Origin of the sequence: Ornithinimicrobium pekingense DSM 21552 (assembly GCF_000421185.1) — a bacterium.
Lineage (GTDB): Bacteria > Actinomycetota > Actinomycetes > Actinomycetales > Dermatophilaceae > Ornithinicoccus > Ornithinicoccus pekingensis.
Map to the genome: position 1 here is coordinate 494,695 of NZ_ATWJ01000007.1, position 17,749 is coordinate 512,443.

A 17,749-nucleotide genomic window follows, 5' to 3' on the forward strand; every position below is an offset into this window, starting at 1 on the left:
CGCCGGTCGGGCGGTCCTGCTCCCTGCCGCCCGCGGCCGGGCCCGCGGGTGTTGACTAGGGCCATGAGCAACGACGCCCAGCAGAGCTACCGCGACACCGTGGCCGCGAGCATCGCCGACCCGGCCGGCTTCTGGGGGGAGGCCGCCGGGCTGGTCGACTGGATCACGCCGCCCCGGCAGGTCCTCGACGACAGCGACCCGCCGTTCTACCGGTGGTTTCCCGACGGCCGTCTCAACGTGTGCTTCAACGCCCTCGACCGGCACGTGGTGCACGGGCGCGCCGACCAGACCGCGCTCGTCTACGACAGCCCCGTCACCGGGACGCAGCGGAGCTACACCTACGCCCAGCTGCTCGACCTCGTGGCCCGCTTCGGCGGGGTGCTGCGCGACCTCGGCGTCGGCAAGGGCGACCGGGTGGTCATTTACATGCCGATGATCCCCGAGGCGGTGGTCGCGATGCTGGCGTGCGCGCGCATCGGGGCGGTCCACTCCGTCGTCTTCGGCGGGTTCGCCCCCGCCGAGCTGGCCGCCCGGATCGAGGACGCCGAGCCCACCGTCGTCGTCTCGGCGTCGTGCGGGATCGAGCCGACGCGCACGATCGCCTACAAGCCGATGCTCGACGAGGCGATCCGGCGCTCGGCGCACAAGCCCGAGCACTGCGTGATCGTCCAGCGCGAGCAGCAGACCTGCGAGCTGGGCGAGCGCGACCTGGACTGGGCCCGGGTCATGCACCCCGACGCCGCCGCCCCGGCGGCGTGCGTGCCGGTCGCCGCGACCGACCCCCTCTACGTGCTCTACACGTCCGGGACCACCGGCAAGCCCAAGGGCATCGTGCGCGACAGCGGGGGGTATGCCGTCGCCCTGCGGTGGTCGATGACCAACCTCTACGGCGTCCGGCCGGGGGAGGCGTGGCTGTGCGGCTCCGACGTGGGCTGGGTCGTCGGGCACTCCTACATCGTCTACGCGCCCCTGCTCACCGGGGCGACCACCATCCTGTTCGAGGGCAAGCCCGTCGGCACGCCGGACGCCGGCACCTACTGGCGCCTGGTCGACCAGTACGACGCCGTGGCCGCGTTCACCGCGCCGACGGCGATCCGCGCGATCAAGAAGCAGGACCCGCGCGCGGAGCTGGTCAAGGAGCACGACCTGTCCTCGCTGCGCACGCTCTTCCTCGCCGGCGAGCGCCTCGACCCCGACACCTGGCAGTGGGCCACCGACCACCTCGGCGTGCCGGTCATCGACAACTGGTGGCAGACCGAGACGGGCTGGCCGATCGCGACCAACCCCGTCGGGCTGGCCCTGTTCGACATCAAGCCCGGCTCCCCGACCCTGCCGACGGTGGGCTACGACGTGCGGGTCCTCGACGAGAGGGGCGAGGAGGTGGCCCCGGGCACGGAGGGGGCCATCTGCATCAGGCTGCCGCTGCCTCCGGGGACGCTGCCGACGCTGTGGCGCGACGACGACCGCTTCGTCGCCTCCTACCTGTCGGCGCACCAGGGTTACTACCTGACCGGGGACGGTGGCTACGTCGACGAGGACGGCTACCTCTACGTGATGGGGCGCACCGACGACGTCCTCAACGTGGCCGGTCACCGGCTCTCGACGGGCTCGCTGGAGGAGGCCCTCGCAGGACACCCCTCCGTGGCCGAGTGCGCCGTCATCGGCGTGCGCGACGCGCTCAAGGGGCAGGTGCCCCGGGCCCTGGTGGTGCTCAAGGCGGGCATCGACCTGGACCAGGCGCAGACCGACGCCCTCGAGGCCGAGCTGGTCCAGCGGGTCCGCGACGAGGTGGGGCCGGTGGCGGCCCTGCGCCAGGTCGACGTGGTCGACGCCCTGCCCAAGACCCGCTCGGGCAAGATCCTGCGCAAGACGATGCGCCAGATCGCCGACGGGCAGGAGGCCCAGGTCCCGTCGACGATCGAGGACGTCGGGGTGCTCGACGCGCTCGCCCCCGTCCTGCGTGCGGGGTCGCCCTCCTGAGCCTCCCGCGCCTGCCTGTGGATAACCGGCGCGCCGGCTGAGGCGCCTTTCCTACCCTTCTCCGAAACAACGCTCCGGCCGCCGGCCGGGAGCATCGGGGAGGGAGGACCCATGGGGTATGCCGTGCGGGCGGACCCGGACGCCCTCGTCGGGGGCGCGAGCCGGCTCGTGGTGGCGGCGCAGACCCTCGACGCCGTGGCGGGCCGGGTGGTCGCGCTGTGCGCCGCGGCAGGGTCGGCCGTGGCCGGCACCGAGCTGGCCCTCGCGCTGGAGGAGACGGGGCGGGAGACCGCGCGTGCCGTCGCCGGAGCGGCCGGCGGGCTGACCGACCTGGGCACCGGCACACAGCTGGCGGCCGAGGGCTACCTGCGGGTGGAGCGGGCGCCGGAGGGCGACCCGGACGTGGGCGCGCGATGAGGTCGGTGCTGACGGTCGACCCCGACGAGCTGGACGCGGCCGCAGCCGGTCTGCGACGCGCCGCCGCCGAGCTGCAGGTCGTGGCACGCGACGTCGCCGGCTGGGACGACGCGAGGTGGGACGGGCCGGCCGCCCGGCAGCAGGCGGCCCGGCGCACGGAGGTGTCCACCGCGCTGGGTCACCTCGTTCCGCCGCTGGAACGGGTGGCCGACGGTGTCGGCGAGGTGGCGTACGCCGCCCGGGAGCACGCTGACACGGTCCGCAGGCACACCCGGCTCCAGGAGGACCTGGCGCTCGAGCGCTCCAGGCTGCTGGCGCTCGGGGCCCCGCCCGAGCCGGCGGCCGCTGCGCTCTGGGCCGAGCGGCTCGCCGTCCTGGAGCAGGAGAGCGGCTGGCACCGGCGGATGGCCGAGGAGGCGGAGCATGCCTTCGAGCGCGTCCGCCACCGGGCCGAGGCCCTGCTCGCGCAGGTCCGGGCGTCCGTCCCCCAGATCGTCTGGGACCTCGGGCTGACGTTCATGACGGCCGAGAAGGCGGCGAAGGGCTGGCGACAGGTCTCCGCCGTCGCCGCCATGGCCGACACCCTGTGGCGGGTGCACCGGATGCCGGTCCCCGGCGGCGAGCGCACCCTCCACCGGATGAGGAGACGCGTCGACGACCACCTCCGGACGCTGAAGCTGCACCCGCCCCGGTGGATCTCCAGGATCCCCGGCGGGGCGACGGTCGCCGGCCGTGCGGTCCCGGTGGTCGCCATGCTGGACGCGGGCGGCTCTGTGCTGACGGCAGGTGGCTACGACGGCTGGCGGGCAGGAGTGACCCGGGGGGTGGCGGGGGTGGCGGTGGTCGGCCTGGTCGCCGTCGTCGCCGCGCCGGGCAGCGTGGTGGTCGGTGCGGCCGGCCTGGGGGCCGCGGCGGTCTACCAGGCGTGGATGACCGGCAACTGGATGTACGACAACCGGGGCCGGATCGCCGGCACGGCGGCGCGCGGCTGGGCCGGTGCGACCCGGGTCGGGCGGCAGGCCTGGGCGGGCGGGCGCGGCCTGCTGTCCCGGGCCCGGGAGCGGGCTGCCTCCGGCCTCCGACGCCTTCGTGGGTCGTCCCCGCGCGCCGGGGCGACCGCCGGGGTCCAGGCATGAGCGAGCAGCCCGGAGCGCTGGGGCCGGTGGTCGTCACGCAGACGGAGCTGACGCTGCTGGAAGCGGCCCACCGGCGGCTCCTGGGCGAGGACCCGGACGTGGCCGCGGGGCCGGCCCACGTCGACGCCGCCGTCGTCGACGCCGACCCGGCCGCGGGGGCTGGGGCAGCCCGGGAGGCTCGGCTGTCCCTCGTCGCCCGCGGTCTGCTCGACCGTGCCGGTGACCTCCTCGAGGACGACGAGGCGGCCCTGCTGGTGACCACCCTGCTGGACCTCCGCCTCGCCGCAGACCGTGTCCTGGTCGTCGACCGGGTCGTCGCGGGGGCCGGGCCTGCCGCCGGGGCGGGCGACGACGACGGCGACCACGTCCCTGGCCCCGGCCCCCGGCACAGCCACGGCACCCGTCTGGTTCATGTCCTGGGGGACGGGGCCTGCGTCGAGGACCTGCTGCCGGACGGGGCCCGCCACCTCTACCTGCTCCTCGACGCGGAGGAGGTGGTGCCGTGGGTGACCGACGTGACGGTGCCGCCCGACGCGGCCCCGGCCACCGGCCCGCCACGTGCCGTCCGGCCCGACCGTCCGGAGGAGATCGCCGAGGTGCTGGGTCGCCCCACCGTGCTGGCCGAGCTGTCGGTGCTCACGCCCGGGGACGGCGCCCCGGCGGCGTGGACGGGCCAGGAGGCCCCACCCACCCGTGCGCTCCTGGCACTGGGCCCCGCCGGATGCTGGGTCACCGAGGTCCGGCGGGGGGAGGACCTGCCCGGGCACGTCCTCTTCCGCCCCGTGCACCCCGGGTGGGTGGAGGAGTGGGTGCGGTCGGCGGCGCGCCCGGCACCGACCGCCGGCCGCCCGGAGGGAGGTGGTGGGCAGGGCACAATGTCCGGGTGACTCAGCGCTCCGTGACCATCCTGGGCTCCACCGGGTCCATCGGGACCCAGGCGATCCAGGTCGTGCAGTCCCACGCCGGCCGCTTCCGCGTCCGTGCCCTGTCGGCGGGCGGCTCCGACGTCGCGCTCCTGGCGCGGCAGGCCGTCGAGCTCGACGTCGAGCAGGTCGCGGTGGCCCGCGACGACGACGCGACGGTGGCCGGGCTGCACGAGGCCCTCGACGCCGCCGCGCGCGAGGTCGGGCGCACCGCATACCGCCCCGAGGTCCTCACCGGCCCCGGGGCCGCCGAGCAGGTCGCGGGCAACGGGGCCGACGTGGTCCTCAACGGCATCACCGGCAGCATCGGCCTGCGCCCGACGCTCGCCGCCCTCGCCGCCCGGAGCACCCTCGCGCTGGCCAACAAGGAGTCGCTCATCGTGGGCGGGCCGATCGTGCGCGCCGCGGCGGCGCCGGACCAGATCGTGCCCGTCGACTCCGAGCACAGCGCGATCGCCCAGAGCCTGCGCGGCGGGCGCCGCGAGGAGGTGCGCCGCCTGGTGCTGACCGCCAGCGGTGGGCCGTTCCGCGGCCGCTCGCGCACCGAGCTGGCCCGGGTCACGCCGCAGGAGGCCCTGCGCCACCCCAACTTCGCGATGGGCCAGGTGATCACGACCAACTCGGCCACGCTGGTCAACAAAGGTCTGGAGGTGATCGAGGCGCACCTGCTCTTCGACGTCGGCTTCGACCGGATCGACGTGGTCGTGCACCCCCAGCAGCAGATCCACTCCATGGTCGAGTTCCACGACGGGTCGACGATCGCCCAGATGGGCCCGCCGCGCATGCTCGTGCCGATCGCCCTCGGGCTGTCCTGGCCCGAGCGCCTCGTCGGCGTCGACGAGCCGTGCGACTGGAGCCGGCCGAGCACCTGGGAGTTTCAGCCGCTCGACCACGAGGCCTTCCCCGCCGTCCGCCTCGCCGAGCACGTCGGTCGGGAGGGCGGGACCTTCCCCGCGGTCTACAACGCCGCCAACGAGGAGTGCGTCGCGGCCTTCCACGACGGGCGGATCGGCTTCCTGGACATCGTGGACGTCGTGGCGCAGGTCGTCGACGACCACGCGGGCGCGGGCGGGAACGGAATCCGCGGCTCGTCGGTTGAACTGACCGTGGACCAGGTGCTCGCGGCCGACACCTGGGCCCGGACCACCACCGCCGCCCGGATCGACGAGGCAGCGCAGCCACGCAAGGAGACCGTCCGGTGATGTACCTGCTCGGCGTCCTCGTCATCGCCCTCGGCATCGCGGTGTCGATCGCGCTGCACGAGGTCGGCCACCTCCTGCCCGCCAAGAAGTTCGGGGTCAAGACCACCCAGTACATGGTCGGCTTCGGCCCGACCCTGTGGTCGACCCGGCGCGGCGAGACCGAGTACGGCCTCAAGGCCGTCCCGCTCGGCGGCTACGTCCGCATGATCGGCATGTTCCCGCCACGGCCGGCCGACGGCGGCCGGCTGCGCCGGGCCACCTCCAACCCCTTCCACCAGATGATCGAGCAGGCGCGCCAGGACTCCCTCGACGAGGTGGAGCCCGGTGACGAGGACCGCGTCTTCTACCGGCTGCCCGTGTGGCAGCGGCTGGTCATCATGGCCGGCGGCCCGCTGATGAACCTGGCCATCGCCGCCGTGCTGGTCACGCTGCTGCTGACCGTCCACGGCATCGGCACCCTGACCCCGACCGTCTCCCAGGTCGCGGCGTGCGCCAACACCGACGTGGTCGACGCCGACTGCGCGGGCCAGGACCCCTCGCCCGCGCTGGCCGCCGGCTTCCAGGAGGGCGACACCATCGTCTCCGTCGACGGGCAGGCGGTCACGAGCTGGCCGGAGACGACCTACGCCATCCAGAACGCCGGCGACACGGCGACCTTCGTCGTGGAGCGCGACGGGAGCCAGGAGACGCTCACCGCCGACCTCGTGCTGCGCGAGCGGCCGCTGGTGACCCCCGAGGGGGAGTACCAGCTGGACGGGGCCGGCGAGCCGGTCTGGGGCGAGGTCGGCTTCCTGGGGGCCACCCCCACGTTCGTCTACGAGCCGCAGCCGGTCAGCGCGGTGCCCGGCTTCGTCGGTGACATGTTCACCCAGACCGCGCGCATCGTGCTCACCCTGCCCCAACGCCTGGTGGACGTCTCCCAGGCGGCGTTCGGCTCCGAGGAGCGCGACCCCGACGGCCCGATGTCGGTCGTCGGCGTCGGCCGCGTCGCCGGTGACGTGGCCAGCGGCGGGCTGGGCGACCTGACGCAGACGACGGCAGACCGGATGTGGGTGCTGCTGTCCCTGATCGCCTCGCTCAACATGGCGCTGTTCGTCTTCAACCTCATCCCGCTGCTGCCGCTGGACGGCGGCCACATCGCCGGCGCGCTCTGGGAGGGCCTGAAGAAGGGGTGGGCGCGGCTGCGCGGCCTCCCGGTGCCGGGGCCGGTGGACACCGCCGCGGCGCTGCCCGTGGCCTACGGCGTCGCGGTCACGCTGCTGGGGATGACCGCCCTGCTGATCTACGCCGACATCGTCAAGCCGATCACGCTCGGCTGATGCTCAGGCTGAGGGTGGGATACTGGCACGCATGACTGCTGGCACCCCCATCTCCCTCGGTATGCCGTCCGCCCCGCCGCCGGTGCTCGCGCCGCGGCGCAAGACCCGCAAGATCCGGGTGGGCAAGGTGGAGGTGGGCGGTGACGCCCCGATCTCCGTGCAGTCGATGACCACGACGCCGACGACCGACGTCAACGCCACCCTGCAGCAGATCGCCGAGCTGACCGCGACGGGCTGCGACATCGTGCGCGTCGCCTGCCCGAGCCAGGACGACGCGGAGGCCCTGCCGGCGATCGCCCGCAAGTCGCAGATCCCGGTGATCGCCGACATCCACTTCCAGCCCAAGTACGTCTTCGCCGCGATCGACGCCGGCTGCGCCGCCGTGCGCGTCAACCCCGGCAACATCCGCAAGTTCGACGACCAGGTCAAGGAGATCGCCCGCGCCGCCAAGGACGCCGGCGTCTCCATCCGCATCGGCGTCAACGCCGGCTCCCTCGACAAGCGGCTGCTGGACAAGTACGGCAAGCCCACGGCCGAGGCGCTCGTCGAGTCGGCCGTGTGGGAGGCCAGCCTGTTCGAGGAGCACGACTTCCACGACTTCAAGATCTCGGTCAAGCACAACGACCCGGTGGTCATGGTCCGCGCCTACGAGATGCTCTCCGAGCGCGGCGACTGGCCGCTGCACCTGGGGGTGACCGAGGCCGGTCCGGCGTTCCAGGGCACGATCAAGTCCTCGGTCGCCTTCGGCGCGCTGCTGTCCCAGGGCATCGGCGACACCATCCGCGTGTCCCTGTCGGCCCCTCCGGTCGAGGAGGTCAAGGTCGGCAACCAGATCCTGCAGAGCCTCAACCTCAAGCCGCGCAAGCTCGAGATCGTCTCCTGCCCCAGCTGCGGCCGGGCCCAGGTCGACGTCTACACCCTCGCCGACGAGGTGACTGCCGGGCTGGAGGGCATGGAGGTGCCCCTGCGCGTGGCAGTCATGGGGTGCGTCGTCAACGGCCCCGGCGAGGCCCGGGAGGCCGACCTCGGCGTCGCCTCCGGCAACGGCAAGGGCCAGATCTTCGTCAAGGGCGAGGTCATCAAGACCGTCCCGGAGTCGCAGATCGTGGAGACCCTCATCGAGGAGGCCATGCGGATCGCCGAGGAGATGGAGGCACGGGGCGAGCTGCCGGAGGGCAGCGGCACCCCGGACGTGACCGTCGGCTGACCGGGGCCGGTGCACCGACCGGGTGCACGGGGGAGGACCCCGCACGGTAGCGTCGGACCATGGCAGCGGAGCCGATCAGTCCCGAGACGGCTCGCCGTGCCACGTGGGACGACGAGTGCACCGCCTACTACCTCCTGGACCGCTCGGACCTGTCCGTGGTCCAGGAGCTGCTGCCCCCCGGCGCCCGCAGCCGGGCCCACGCGCACGACCGGTCCCGGCAGTTCTTCTACGTGCTGCGCGGCGACGCGACGATGATGCTCGGCCCGAGGACCGTGTCGATCCCGGCGGGGTCGGGGCTGGAGGTCCCGCCCCGGGTGCGCCACCAGCTGCGCAACGACGGCGACGAGGACCTCGAGGTCATGGTGGTGTCGACGCCGCGCGTGTCGGGCAGCCCGCACGGCCGCCCGCGGCCGCAGCGCCGTGACACCCGCAACCTCGTCGTCGGCTCCTACGTGCGTCGCACGCGGGCCGGCGACCTCGACACGGTCGTGCGCATCGAGGAGGGGTCGGACACGAGCCGATGGCTCGGGCAGGGCGGACGGGGCTGGCACGAGGAGGTCCTCGGGGACCCGGACATGGAGCACTGGGTGCTCGTCGACCGGCTCGACCGTGTCCTGGCCTTCGGCATCCTCGCGGGGCTGCAGGAGCCCGGAGCGGTGGAGCTGCGCCGCATGGTGGTGGCCAGCGAGGGTCGCGGGCAGGGGCTGGGTCGCCTCCTCCTGCGCCACCTGCTCGAGCAGGCGCTGGCCCGCCCGCAGGTGTCGACCGTCTGGCTGGACGTGGGTGCCGACAACCTGCGCGCCCGCAGCCTCTACCGCAGCTTCGGCTTCGAGGAGCGCCCCGCGCCACCCGGGGCGGTCCTGCTGGACAACGGCCTCTACCTGGAGTGGTCGGCCCGTCGCCACTAGCCCGTTCCCGGACCCTGCCGCCCGGTGCGCGTGCGGGCGGCAGGAGCTGCTCTGCATACCCTGATCGGTATGACGTCCCCCGGCTTCCTCCCGACCCGGCAGCTGGTCCTGGTCGACCTGCTCGCGATGATGTGCGCCACCGCCCCCGGCGAGCGAGCCCTGGTGGCCGTCGACGGCCCGGACGGGGTCGGCAAGACCCGGCTGGTGGGCGAGCTGGTGGCCCTGGCCCCCCACGTCGCCGGGCGCCAGGTGCTCAGCGTGTCGGTCGACGGCTTCCACCACCCGCGTGAGCGGCGCTACGCCCGCGGGCGGACCCCGCAGACCTACTACGAGGACTCCTTCGACTACGAGGCCTTGCGGGCTCGCGTGCTGCGGCCCTTCCGCGCGGGGCTGGAGATCGTGCCCGCCGTCCACGACGTGAGCAGCGACCGCCCGGTGCACCCGGACCCGGTCGAGGCCGACGACGACGCGCTGCTCGTCGTCGAGGGGGTCTTCCTGCGCCGGCCCGAGCTGCGGGGGGAGTGGGACGCCACGTGCCTGGTGACGGCACCCCTGCGGGTCACGGTGCCGCGCGGCAACGCGCGCCTGGCCACCGGCAGGGTTCCCGGCGACGACGACCCGGAGCACCCCGCCAACGCCCGGTACGTCGGGGGGCAACGGCTCTACCAGCAGCAGGCGCGGCTCTGGCAGCCCACGTGGATCGTGGACAACAGCGACCTGCAGCGACCCGAGCTGATCGTGCCGGACCCCGAGGAGCCGCAGTGGTTCGGTGACGAGCCCGCCTGAGCCGCGACCTCAGGCGTGCGCCGCCGGGGGCTCGGCGGCCTCGGTGTCCTCGTCGACCCAGTCGAAGGTGCGCCGGACCGCCTTCTTCCACTGCCGGAAGAGACGCTCCCGCTCGACCTCGTCCAGCTGCGGGGTCCACCGCCTGCCCTCGGTCCAGCTGTCGACGACGGCCTGCTCACCGTCCCAGAAGCCCACCGCGATCCCGGCGGCGTAGGCGGCGCCGAGCGCGGTGGTCTCGACGATCTGCGGGCGCACGACGTCGATGCCCAGGATGTCGGCCTGGAACTGCATCAGCGTCTCGTTGACCACCATGCCGCCGTCGACCCGCAGCTCGGTCACCTCCACGCCCGAGTCGGCGTTCATCGCCTCCATCACCTCGCGCGTCTGGTATGCCGTGGCCTCCAACGCCGCGCGTGCGATGTGGTTCCTGTTCACGTAGCGCGTCAGCCCGACGATGGCTCCCCGTGCGTCGTCCTTCCAGTAGGGGGCGAAGAGCCCGGAGAACGCCGGCACGACGTAGCAGCCACCGTTGTCGTCCACGCGGCGCGCGAGGTCCTCGATCTGGGAGGCGTCCGTGATGAGACCGATGTTGTCGCGCAGCCACTGCACCAGGGAGCCGGTGACGGCGATCGAGCCCTCGAGGGCGTAGACCGGGTCCTGCTCCCCGAGCTGGTAGCAGACGGTGGTGACCAGGCCGTGGTCGCTGCGCACGATGTCCGTGCCGGTGTTGAGCAGCATGAAGTTGCCGGTGCCGTAGGTGTTCTTGGACATGCCCGGCTCGAAGCACGCCTGGCCGAAGGTCGCGGCCTGCTGGTCGCCGAGGATCCCGGCGATGGGTGCGCCCAGGCGGGTGCTGTGCCCGTAGACCTCCGAGGAGGACCGGATCTGCGGCAGCATGGCCAGCGGCACGCCCAGGTCGCGGGCGACCTCCTCGGACCAGGTCAGGGTGCGCAGGTCCATGAGCATGGTGCGTGAGGCGTTCGTGACGTCCGTGACGTGGACCCCTCCGTCGGGTCCGCCGGTGAGGTTCCACACCAGCCAGGAGTCCATCGTGCCGAAGAGCAGCTCGCCGGCCTCGGCCCGCTCCCGGGCGCCCTCGACGTGGTCGAGGATCCAGCGCAGCTTGGGCCCGGAGAAGTAGGTGGCCAGCGGGAGCCCGCAGACGTCCTTGAACCGGTCGGCCCCGCCGTCCCCGTCGCTGCCGAGCCGGGCCACCAGCGGCGCCGTGCGCGTGTCCTGCCACACGATGGCGTTGTGCACGGGTCGTCCGGTGCTGCGCTCCCACACGACCGTCGTCTCGCGCTGGTTGGTGATGCCGATCGCGGCGATGTCCCCGGCGGTGCGGTCGGCCTTGCCCAGCGCCGTGCCGATGACCTCGCGTGTGTTGTCCCAGATCTGGACCGGGTCGTGCTCCACCCATCCCGCGCGGGGGAGGATCTGGTCGTGCTCCTTCTGGCCCACGGCCAGGATCTGCCCGTCCCGGGTGAAGACGATCGCCCGGGTGCTCGTGGTGCCCTGGTCGATCGCCAGGACGCAGCGCTCGCTGTCCCTCATCGCGTGCGGACCTCCTCGTCCTCGCCGGTCTGTCTGTCGCCGTCCCGTCCGGTGGGCGGCACCGGGGCACGGTCGGGGACCTCTCCGAGGAGCACCCGGTCGCGGGCGGCGGCGGCGGAGGCGTCGTCCACCTCGAGGGCCGCCGCCTCGTCGGCCAGCACCCGTCGCTCGTAGTCGGCGATCTCCTCGGCCTCGTGCTCCTCGCCCCAGCCCAGCCACTGGACCGCGATCTCGGCGATCTCGGGCACGGCGCCGAGCCCCTTGCGCCGCTCCTCGTAGTAGAGCCGGGTGCGCCGCATCATGATGTCCTCCAGGCGCAGCACACCCTCGCTGATGCAGGCGTAGGCGATCTCCACCCGCAGGTAGGCGGGCGCGTGCTCGAGCGGACGGGCCAGGGAGGGGTCCTCGACGATGAGGTCGAGCAGCTGCTCGACGAGCGAGCCGTAGCGGTGCAGCAGGTGGTCGGTCAGCTGCTCGGACCAGCCGAAGCGGTCGCGCAGCGCGGGCATGCGGCGGCGCATCGCGGCCTCGCCCACCGCCCCCAGCAGCGGGATCTGGTCGGTGATCGAGGGCAGCTCGGCCGCGCGGTCGCCGAGCGCGAAGTCGACCGCGTCCTGCGCCATCACCCGGTAGGTCGTGAGCTTGCCACCGCCGACGACGGTGAGCCCCGGCAGCGGTGCCGCCACGGTGTGCTCGCGGCTGACCCGCGCCGAGTCGGTGCCCGACTTGGTCCCGGGCTGCAGGAGGGGCCGCAGACCGGCATACCAGCCGATGACGTCGTCGCGGGTCAGGCGGGTGGTCAGCACCTCGTTCGCGTGGTCGAGGACGTAGTCGATGTCCGTGGCGGTGGCGACGGGGTGCCCCAGGTCGAGGTGCCAGGGGGTGTCCGTGGTGCCGAGGATCCAGTAGCGGGACCACGGGATGAAGAAGAGCACCGAGCGCTCGGTCTGGAGGAAGAGGCCGCTCGTGCCCTGGATCCGGTCGCGGGGGACCACGAGGTGGATCCCCTTGGACGCCTGCACGCGCAGGCCGCCGTCGGTGTCGGCGAGGTCGGTGACCTCCTCGGTCCACACGCCCGCGCAGGAGACGACGTGCTCGGCCCGGGCGTGCAGGACACGGCCGCTCATCAGGTCCTGCAGGACCGCCCCGACGACGCGACCGTCCTCCTTGAGCAGGCCGACCGCGCGGGTGCGGCTCGCCACGGAGGCGCCGTAGGTGTGGGCGGTGCGCACCAGCGTGGACACCAGCCGGGCGTCGTCGACCGTGGCGTCCCAGTACTTGACCGCCCCGATCGCCCGGCCCTCCTGCAGGTCCGGGAACTCCGCGTGCAGCCCCCGCCGGCCCGTGTGCTGGTGGACGGGCAGGGCGCGGTGCCCGGGCAGCGCGTTGGCCAGCAGGTCGTAGAGGGTGACGCCGGCGCCGTAGTAGGCCCGCTGCCAGACCCGGTGCTCCAGCGGGATGAGGAAGGGCATCGGCTTGACCAGGTGCGGGGCCAGCCGGCGCAGCAGGAGCCCGCGCTCGGTCAGCGCCTCGTGCACCAGCCCGAAGTCGAGCATCTGCAGGTAGCGCAGCCCGCCGTGGACCAGCTTGGTCGACCACTGCGAGGTGCCGGATCCCCAGTCCCCGGCCTCGACGAGCGCGGTGGACAGTCCGCGGGTGGTCGCGTCCAGGGCCGTCCCGGCCCCCGTCACGCCACCGCCGACCACCAGCACGTCGAGGACCGGGCCGCCTGCCCCGCTCTCCTGCAGGACGCGCAGCGCCTCGTCCCGGTCCCGCCCTGTGAGCGCCTTGGGTTGCATCGTCGCTCGCGCCCCTTCCCCTGCTCCGTGGTGCACCGACCGTGGTGGACTGCTGCAAGCCTCTCACTCCCTGTCCCGCCCCTCTCGCGCGGCCGTGCGGCAGGCCCCTGTCGACGGCGGGGGACGGGTGGGGCAGGCTGGGCCTATGCTGCGCAGCCTCGGGACCGTGCGGGCCCTCGGCATGCAGGACGTCGAGGACGCCCTCGAGGTGTGCCGGCGCGACCCCGTCACCAACGTCTTCGTGGCGGCCCGCATCCTCGAGAGCGGTCTGGCCGGCACCCGGGGCCCGCTGTTCTCCTACGACTCCGGGGGCGAGCGCGCGCTGTGCTGGTGCTCGGCCAACGTCGTCCCGGTGGAGGCCACCAGCAGCCGGGCCATCGGCGCGCTGGCGGCCAAGGTCGTCAGGCGGCGCGCCTGGGCCAGCTCGGTCTTCGGCCCCGCCGACCAGGTGCTCGACCTGTGGGGCCGGCTCGTGCGCCACTGGGGCGTGCCGCGGGAGATCCGCGACAACCAGCTCGTGATGACGATGCGCGAGTCCCCGATGGCCCTCGGCCAGGTGGTCGACCCCGGGGTGCGCGTCGCCCGCCGCGACGAGCTCGACATCGTGCTGCCGGCCGCCACCGCGATGTTCACCGAGGAGATCGGCTACCCGCCCTACCAGGGCAGCGGGGTGGCCTACCGCCAGGGCGTGGCGACGCTCATCGAGCGCGGTCACTGCCTGGTGCGTGTCGAGGACGGCCAGGTCGTCTTCAAGGCCGACCTGGGCTCGGTCGCCCTCGGTGTCGCCCAGGTGCAGGGGGTGTGGGTGCACCCGCGGTGGCGCGGCCAGGGTCTGGCGGCCCCCGCGATGGCGGCCGTCGTGGAGCACACCCTGCGCCACGTCGCCCCGGTCGTCACCCTCTACGTCAACGACTTCAACGAGCCCGCCGTGGCGACCTACCGTCGTGTCGGCTTCGTCCAGACCGGCACGTTCGCGACCGTCCTGCTCTGAGCCGCGCGGTGTCCCCGGCGCGGGTCAGCGGGTCAGGCGCTCGTGCAGGAAGCTCCACGCGAGGGCGTGCCAGGTGGCCCACTGGTCGGCCGTGCTGGCGCCCCCGTGGCCACCCTCGGTGTTCTCCCAGTAGGTGACGTCCCGGTCGTGCTCCTCCAGCAGGGCCGCCATCTTGCGGGCGTGCCCCGGGTGCACCCGGTCGTCCCGCGTCGAGGTGGCCAGGTAGACGGGGGGAGTCGGCCGCTGCGGGTCGAGGCGCTGGTAGGGGGAGTAGGTCTGCAGCCACTCCCACTGCTCGGGGTCGTCCGGCTCGCCGTACTCCGCCGTCCACGACGCTCCCGCCAGGAGCAGGTGGTAGCGCCGCATGTCCAGCAGCGGCACCTGGCACACGACCGCCCCGAAGTCCTCGGGATACCCGGTGACCATGTTGCCGACGAGCAGCCCGCCGTTGGACCGGCCGGTGCACCCCAGCCGCTCGACGGAGGTCACCCCGCGGGCCACCAGGTCGCGCGCCACGGCGACGAAGTCCTCGTAGGCGCGGTGCCGCCGGGGCCCGAGCGCCGCCTGGTGCCAGCGGGGCCCGAACTCACCGCCGCCGCGGATGCCCGCGACCACGTGCACGTGCCTGTCCGCGAGCCAGGCGCGCCCGACGATCGGGTCGTAGGCGGGGGTGAGCGCGTGCTCGAAGCCGCCGTAGCCGTGCAGCACCGTCGGGGTGGACCCGTCGGCCGGCAGGTCCGCCGGGCCGACCTGCCAGTAGGGCACGCGGGTCCCGTCGGCGGAGGTCGCCCAGTGCTGGGAGACCTCCAGGCCGCCGGCGTCGAAGCGGTGCGGGGCGCTGCGCAGCGGCTCCGGCGACACCTGGTCCTCGAGCCGGGCGACGGACAGCGCCATCGGCTCCAGGTAGCCGGTCGTGACCAGCCACAGGTCGTCGCTGTCGTGCCGGTCGACCGCGCTGATGCTCACCGTCTGCAGCCCCAGGTCGAGATCGTCGGTGAGGTCGCGCGTGTCCCACGTGCCGTCGGGCCCCGGGGAGTGCACCTGCACGGTATGCCGCACGTCCACCAGCGCGGTGGTCACCAGGTGGGAGGCGGTCCAGGTCAGGTCGACCAGCGCCGAGCGCTCGTCGGGCACGAAGACGGCCGCCCAGTCGGCACGTCCGGCCAGCAGGTCACCGAGGCGGGCCACGAGCAGGCTGCCGGCGGCCCAGCTGCGTCCGGCGCCCCCCGGTGCGGTCGTCGTCCACGGCTGCCGCAGGCGCACGGCCACCAGGTCGCCGTGGACGGAGCAGTCGGCGCTCTCGGGCACCGGCAGCGCGACCAGGCCCTCGTCGGTGAGCACGAGGGTCTGCTCGGCGTAGAAGGCGATCGCGCGCCGCAGCAGGGTCTGCCCGGTGTGCTGGTCGTGGTCGACGAACAGCCCCAGGTCGGTCTCGTCGACGGTGTGCACGACCTCGGCCTCGGTGACCGGCGTGCCCCGCCGCCACAGGCGCGCGGTGCGCGGGTAGCCCGAGCGCGTGGCACCGGTCGGGTCGTCGGCGGTCACCAGGAAGACGTGGTCGCGGTCGCGCCAGCCGAGCCTGCCCTTGGCCTCACCCTTGGCGAAGCCCTCGGGGGCCGGGACCCACGCGCCCGTCGTCAGGTCCAGCTCGCGCGTGGTCCCCGCGTCGGCACCACCTCGGGACAGGTGCACCAGAGCGCGGTCGTGGGTGGGCCGCAGGACGGAGGCGCCCTGCCACACCCAGGGGACGTCCTCGTCCCGCGCCAGCGCGTCGACGTCGACCAGCACCTCCCACTCCGGCGCCTGCGTGCGGTAGGAGTCCCAGGTGGTGCGACGCCATACGCCGCGGGGGTGCTCGGCGTCGGTCCAGAAACCGTAGAGGTGCTCACCCACCTGGGTCACCAGCGGGATCCGGTCGGGCGCCTCGAGCGCCTCGCGGATGGCGGCGTGCCGTCGGGCGTGCCCCTCCACGGCGGTGAGGCGCTCCTCGGCCCGGCGGCTCCGCTCGGACACCCAGCCGAGGGCGTCGGCGGACCCGACGTCCTCCAGCCACAGACGGGGGTCCTGCTCGGCGGCCGGCGGCGTCGTCGTCATGGGCACCACTCCATCACAGGGGCGGGCCGCGCCGGGAGCCACCCTTGGACGCACCGACGGGCGGGGGTACGCTGCGTGAGCATCCGCCCTCACGCATAACCATCCACACATCTCGGAGGAACCCCCGTGTCGCCCCTGCGCCGCCGCGTCCCGACGTGGTCCGAGCTGCGCCCGCTGGTGCGGCTGGAGCCGCCGACGCTGGCCCGGGTCGCAGCCGCCCTGCGGCGGGCGCAGACCATCGAGGACCTGCGCCTGCTGGCCCGACGCCGCACCCCGCGTGCGGTGTTCGACTACGTCGACGGCGCCGCGGAGGGGGAGCTGTCGCTGGCGCGCTCGAGGCGGGCCTTCGCCGACGTGGAGTTCCGCCCGCGGGTGCTGCGCGACGTCCGGCAGGTCGACTCGCGCGTCGAGCTGCTGGGCGTCACGAGCCCCGTGCCCCTGGTGCTGGCGCCGACCGGTTTCACCCGGATGATGCACACCCAGGGCGAGTGGGCCGTGGCCCGCGCCGCGGCGGCCGCGGGCGTGCCCTACACGCTGTCGACGATGGGCACGGTCTCGGTCGAGGAGCTGGCGGCCGACGTGCCGGACGTGCAGCGCTGGTTCCAGCTCTACCTGTGGCAGGACCGGGAGGCCTCGCGCGAGCTGATCCGCCGGGCGGCGGGAGCGGGCTACGGCACGCTGGTCCTGACCGTCGACACCGCCGTCGCCGGCCAGCGGCTGCGCGACGTGCGCAACGGTCTGACGATCCCGCCCGCCCTGACGGCCCGCACCCTCGGCGGTATGGCGCTCCACCCCCGCTGGTGGGTGGACCTGCTGACCAGCGAGCCGATCGAGTTCGCCTCGCTGCGCACCTCCGGCGGCACCGTGGCCGACCTGGTGGACCGCATGTTCGACCCCGGTGTGACCACCGACGACCTGGCCTGGCTGCGCCAGGAGTGGCCCGGGCAGATCGTCGTCAAGGGCGTCCAGCACCCGCAGGACGCCGCCCAGCTGGTGGCGCTGGGCGTGGACGGCATCGTGCTGTCCAACCACGGCGGCCGGCAGCTGGACCGCGCCGTCGCACCGCTCGACCTTCTCCCCGAGGTCCGGGCCGCGGTCGGACCCGACGTGCCCCTGCTCGTCGACGGCGGTGTGCTGCACGGCGCCGACGTGGTGGCCGCCCGGGCGCGGGGGGCCGACGCGGTGATGGTGGGCCGTGCCTACCTCTACGGCCTGATGGCCGGGGGAGAGGCCGGGGTGGCCCGGTCGCTGGAGATCCTCGTCACCCAGGTCCACCGCACGCTGCGCCTGCTGGGCGTCTCCCGGCTGGCCGACCTGGGTCCGGAGCACGCGCCACCGGCACGCCATACCCGCGACGTCCTCGACGCAGGGCTGCCGCCCACCCCCTGACCACCGGCGCCGCGCCGGTCCCGCACCCACCGAGCACCACCACG

General features: G+C 74.0%; 14 protein-coding genes. 11 read left to right on the forward strand and 3 right to left on the reverse strand.

All coding sequences use genetic code 11. The annotated features are described in order from the left end of the window. Positions 1–63 precede the first annotated feature (63 nt). From K330_RS0104425 to K330_RS19155, 9 genes are all read left to right on the forward strand, one after another. On the forward strand, positions 64–1,980 hold the full coding sequence (locus K330_RS0104425; protein WP_022920645.1) for a propionyl-CoA synthetase: 1,917 nt from the start codon (positions 64–66) through the stop codon (positions 1,978–1,980). A gap of 111 nt (positions 1,981–2,091) precedes the next feature. Beyond that, entirely contained in the window at positions 2,092–2,397 is a 306-nt protein-coding gene (locus tag K330_RS0104430) for a hypothetical protein (protein WP_022920646.1), read from the forward strand. Beyond that, positions 2,394–3,533, forward strand: a complete 1,140-nt coding sequence (locus tag K330_RS0104435) for a hypothetical protein (protein ID WP_022920647.1) — start codon at positions 2,394–2,396, stop codon at positions 3,531–3,533. The genes K330_RS0104430 and K330_RS0104435 overlap by 4 nt, the downstream gene beginning before the upstream one ends. Further along, positions 3,530–4,420 (forward strand): hypothetical protein, encoded by an 891-nt coding sequence (locus K330_RS24155; RefSeq protein WP_022920648.1) that lies wholly within the window; start codon positions 3,530–3,532, stop codon positions 4,418–4,420. Before K330_RS0104435 ends, K330_RS24155 begins: the two co-directional genes overlap by 4 nt. Next, positions 4,417–5,658: a 1-deoxy-D-xylulose-5-phosphate reductoisomerase gene (gene dxr / locus K330_RS19145; RefSeq protein ID WP_022920649.1), complete on the forward strand. Its 1,242-nt coding sequence runs from the start codon at positions 4,417–4,419 to the stop codon at positions 5,656–5,658. The genes K330_RS24155 and dxr overlap by 4 nt, the downstream gene beginning before the upstream one ends. Next, positions 5,658–6,977 carry a M50 family metallopeptidase gene (locus tag K330_RS0104450; RefSeq protein WP_040657637.1) on the forward strand — a complete coding sequence of 440 codons (1,320 nt, stop codon included), beginning with the start codon at positions 5,658–5,660 and terminating at the stop codon, positions 6,975–6,977. The genes dxr and K330_RS0104450 overlap by 1 nt, the downstream gene beginning before the upstream one ends. A 31-nt stretch (positions 6,978–7,008) precedes the next feature. Next, on the forward strand, positions 7,009–8,184 hold the full coding sequence (ispG, locus tag K330_RS0104455; protein ID WP_022920651.1) for a flavodoxin-dependent (E)-4-hydroxy-3-methylbut-2-enyl-diphosphate synthase: 1,176 nt from the start codon (positions 7,009–7,011) through the stop codon (positions 8,182–8,184). Positions 8,185–8,243: 59 nt separating this feature from the next. Continuing rightward, positions 8,244–9,092: a GNAT family N-acetyltransferase gene (locus tag K330_RS23850; protein WP_022920652.1), complete on the forward strand. Its 849-nt coding sequence runs from the start codon at positions 8,244–8,246 to the stop codon at positions 9,090–9,092. Positions 9,093–9,161: 69 nt separating this feature from the next. Continuing rightward, positions 9,162–9,878, forward strand: coding sequence for a nucleoside/nucleotide kinase family protein (locus K330_RS19155; RefSeq protein WP_022920653.1), 717 nt, complete (start codon positions 9,162–9,164; stop codon positions 9,876–9,878). A 9-nt stretch (positions 9,879–9,887) separates the two neighbouring features. On the opposite strand, the gene glpK is transcribed toward K330_RS19155, so the two are convergent. Then, positions 9,888–11,432 (reverse strand): glycerol kinase GlpK, encoded by a 1,545-nt coding sequence (glpK, locus tag K330_RS0104470; protein ID WP_022920654.1) that lies wholly within the window; start codon positions 11,430–11,432, stop codon positions 9,888–9,890. After that, on the reverse strand, positions 11,429–13,231 hold the full coding sequence (locus tag K330_RS19160) for a glycerol-3-phosphate dehydrogenase/oxidase (RefSeq protein WP_022920655.1): 1,803 nt from the start codon (positions 13,229–13,231) through the stop codon (positions 11,429–11,431). The genes glpK and K330_RS19160 overlap by 4 nt, the downstream gene beginning before the upstream one ends. Before the next feature lie 145 nt (positions 13,232–13,376). On the opposite strand from K330_RS19160, the gene K330_RS0104480 reads away from it, so the two are divergent. Further along, on the forward strand, positions 13,377–14,222 hold the full coding sequence (locus K330_RS0104480; protein ID WP_022920656.1) for a GNAT family N-acetyltransferase: 846 nt from the start codon (positions 13,377–13,379) through the stop codon (positions 14,220–14,222). Positions 14,223–14,246: 24 nt separating this feature from the next. On the opposite strand, the gene K330_RS0104485 is transcribed toward K330_RS0104480, so the two are convergent. Further along, positions 14,247–16,316: a prolyl oligopeptidase family serine peptidase gene (locus tag K330_RS0104485; protein ID WP_022920657.1), complete on the reverse strand. Its 2,070-nt coding sequence runs from the start codon at positions 16,314–16,316 to the stop codon at positions 14,247–14,249. A gap of 126 nt (positions 16,317–16,442) precedes the next feature. Here K330_RS0104485 and K330_RS19165 point away from each other — a divergent pair, with 126 nt between their 5' ends. Further along, on the forward strand, positions 16,443–17,705 hold the full coding sequence (locus K330_RS19165; RefSeq protein WP_022920658.1) for an alpha-hydroxy acid oxidase: 1,263 nt from the start codon (positions 16,443–16,445) through the stop codon (positions 17,703–17,705). Positions 17,706–17,749 lie beyond the last annotated feature (44 nt).

Excerpts from the sequence above, each read along its gene's own strand:
- K330_RS0104485 (WP_022920657.1), bottom strand. The coding sequence starts at position 16,316 with ATGACGACGACGCCGCCGGCCGCCGAGCAGGACCCCCGTCTGTGGCTG.
- K330_RS0104435 (WP_022920647.1), top strand. The coding sequence starts at position 2,394 with ATGAGGTCGGTGCTGACGGTCGACCCCGACGAGCTGGACGCGGCCGCA.
- K330_RS19160 (WP_022920655.1), bottom strand. The coding sequence starts at position 13,231 with ATGCAACCCAAGGCGCTCACAGGGCGGGACCGGGACGAGGCGCTGCGC.
- ispG (WP_022920651.1), top strand. The coding sequence starts at position 7,009 with ATGACTGCTGGCACCCCCATCTCCCTCGGTATGCCGTCCGCCCCGCCG.
- K330_RS23850 (WP_022920652.1), top strand. The coding sequence starts at position 8,244 with ATGGCAGCGGAGCCGATCAGTCCCGAGACGGCTCGCCGTGCCACGTGG.
- glpK (WP_022920654.1), bottom strand. The coding sequence starts at position 11,432 with ATGAGGGACAGCGAGCGCTGCGTCCTGGCGATCGACCAGGGCACCACG.
- K330_RS0104450 (WP_040657637.1), top strand. The coding sequence starts at position 5,658 with ATGTACCTGCTCGGCGTCCTCGTCATCGCCCTCGGCATCGCGGTGTCG.
- K330_RS24155 (WP_022920648.1), top strand. The coding sequence starts at position 3,530 with ATGAGCGAGCAGCCCGGAGCGCTGGGGCCGGTGGTCGTCACGCAGACG.
- K330_RS19155 (WP_022920653.1), top strand. The coding sequence starts at position 9,162 with ATGACGTCCCCCGGCTTCCTCCCGACCCGGCAGCTGGTCCTGGTCGAC.
- K330_RS0104425 (WP_022920645.1), top strand. The coding sequence starts at position 64 with ATGAGCAACGACGCCCAGCAGAGCTACCGCGACACCGTGGCCGCGAGC.
- K330_RS0104480 (WP_022920656.1), top strand. The coding sequence starts at position 13,377 with ATGCTGCGCAGCCTCGGGACCGTGCGGGCCCTCGGCATGCAGGACGTC.
- K330_RS0104430 (WP_022920646.1), top strand. The coding sequence starts at position 2,092 with ATGGGGTATGCCGTGCGGGCGGACCCGGACGCCCTCGTCGGGGGCGCG.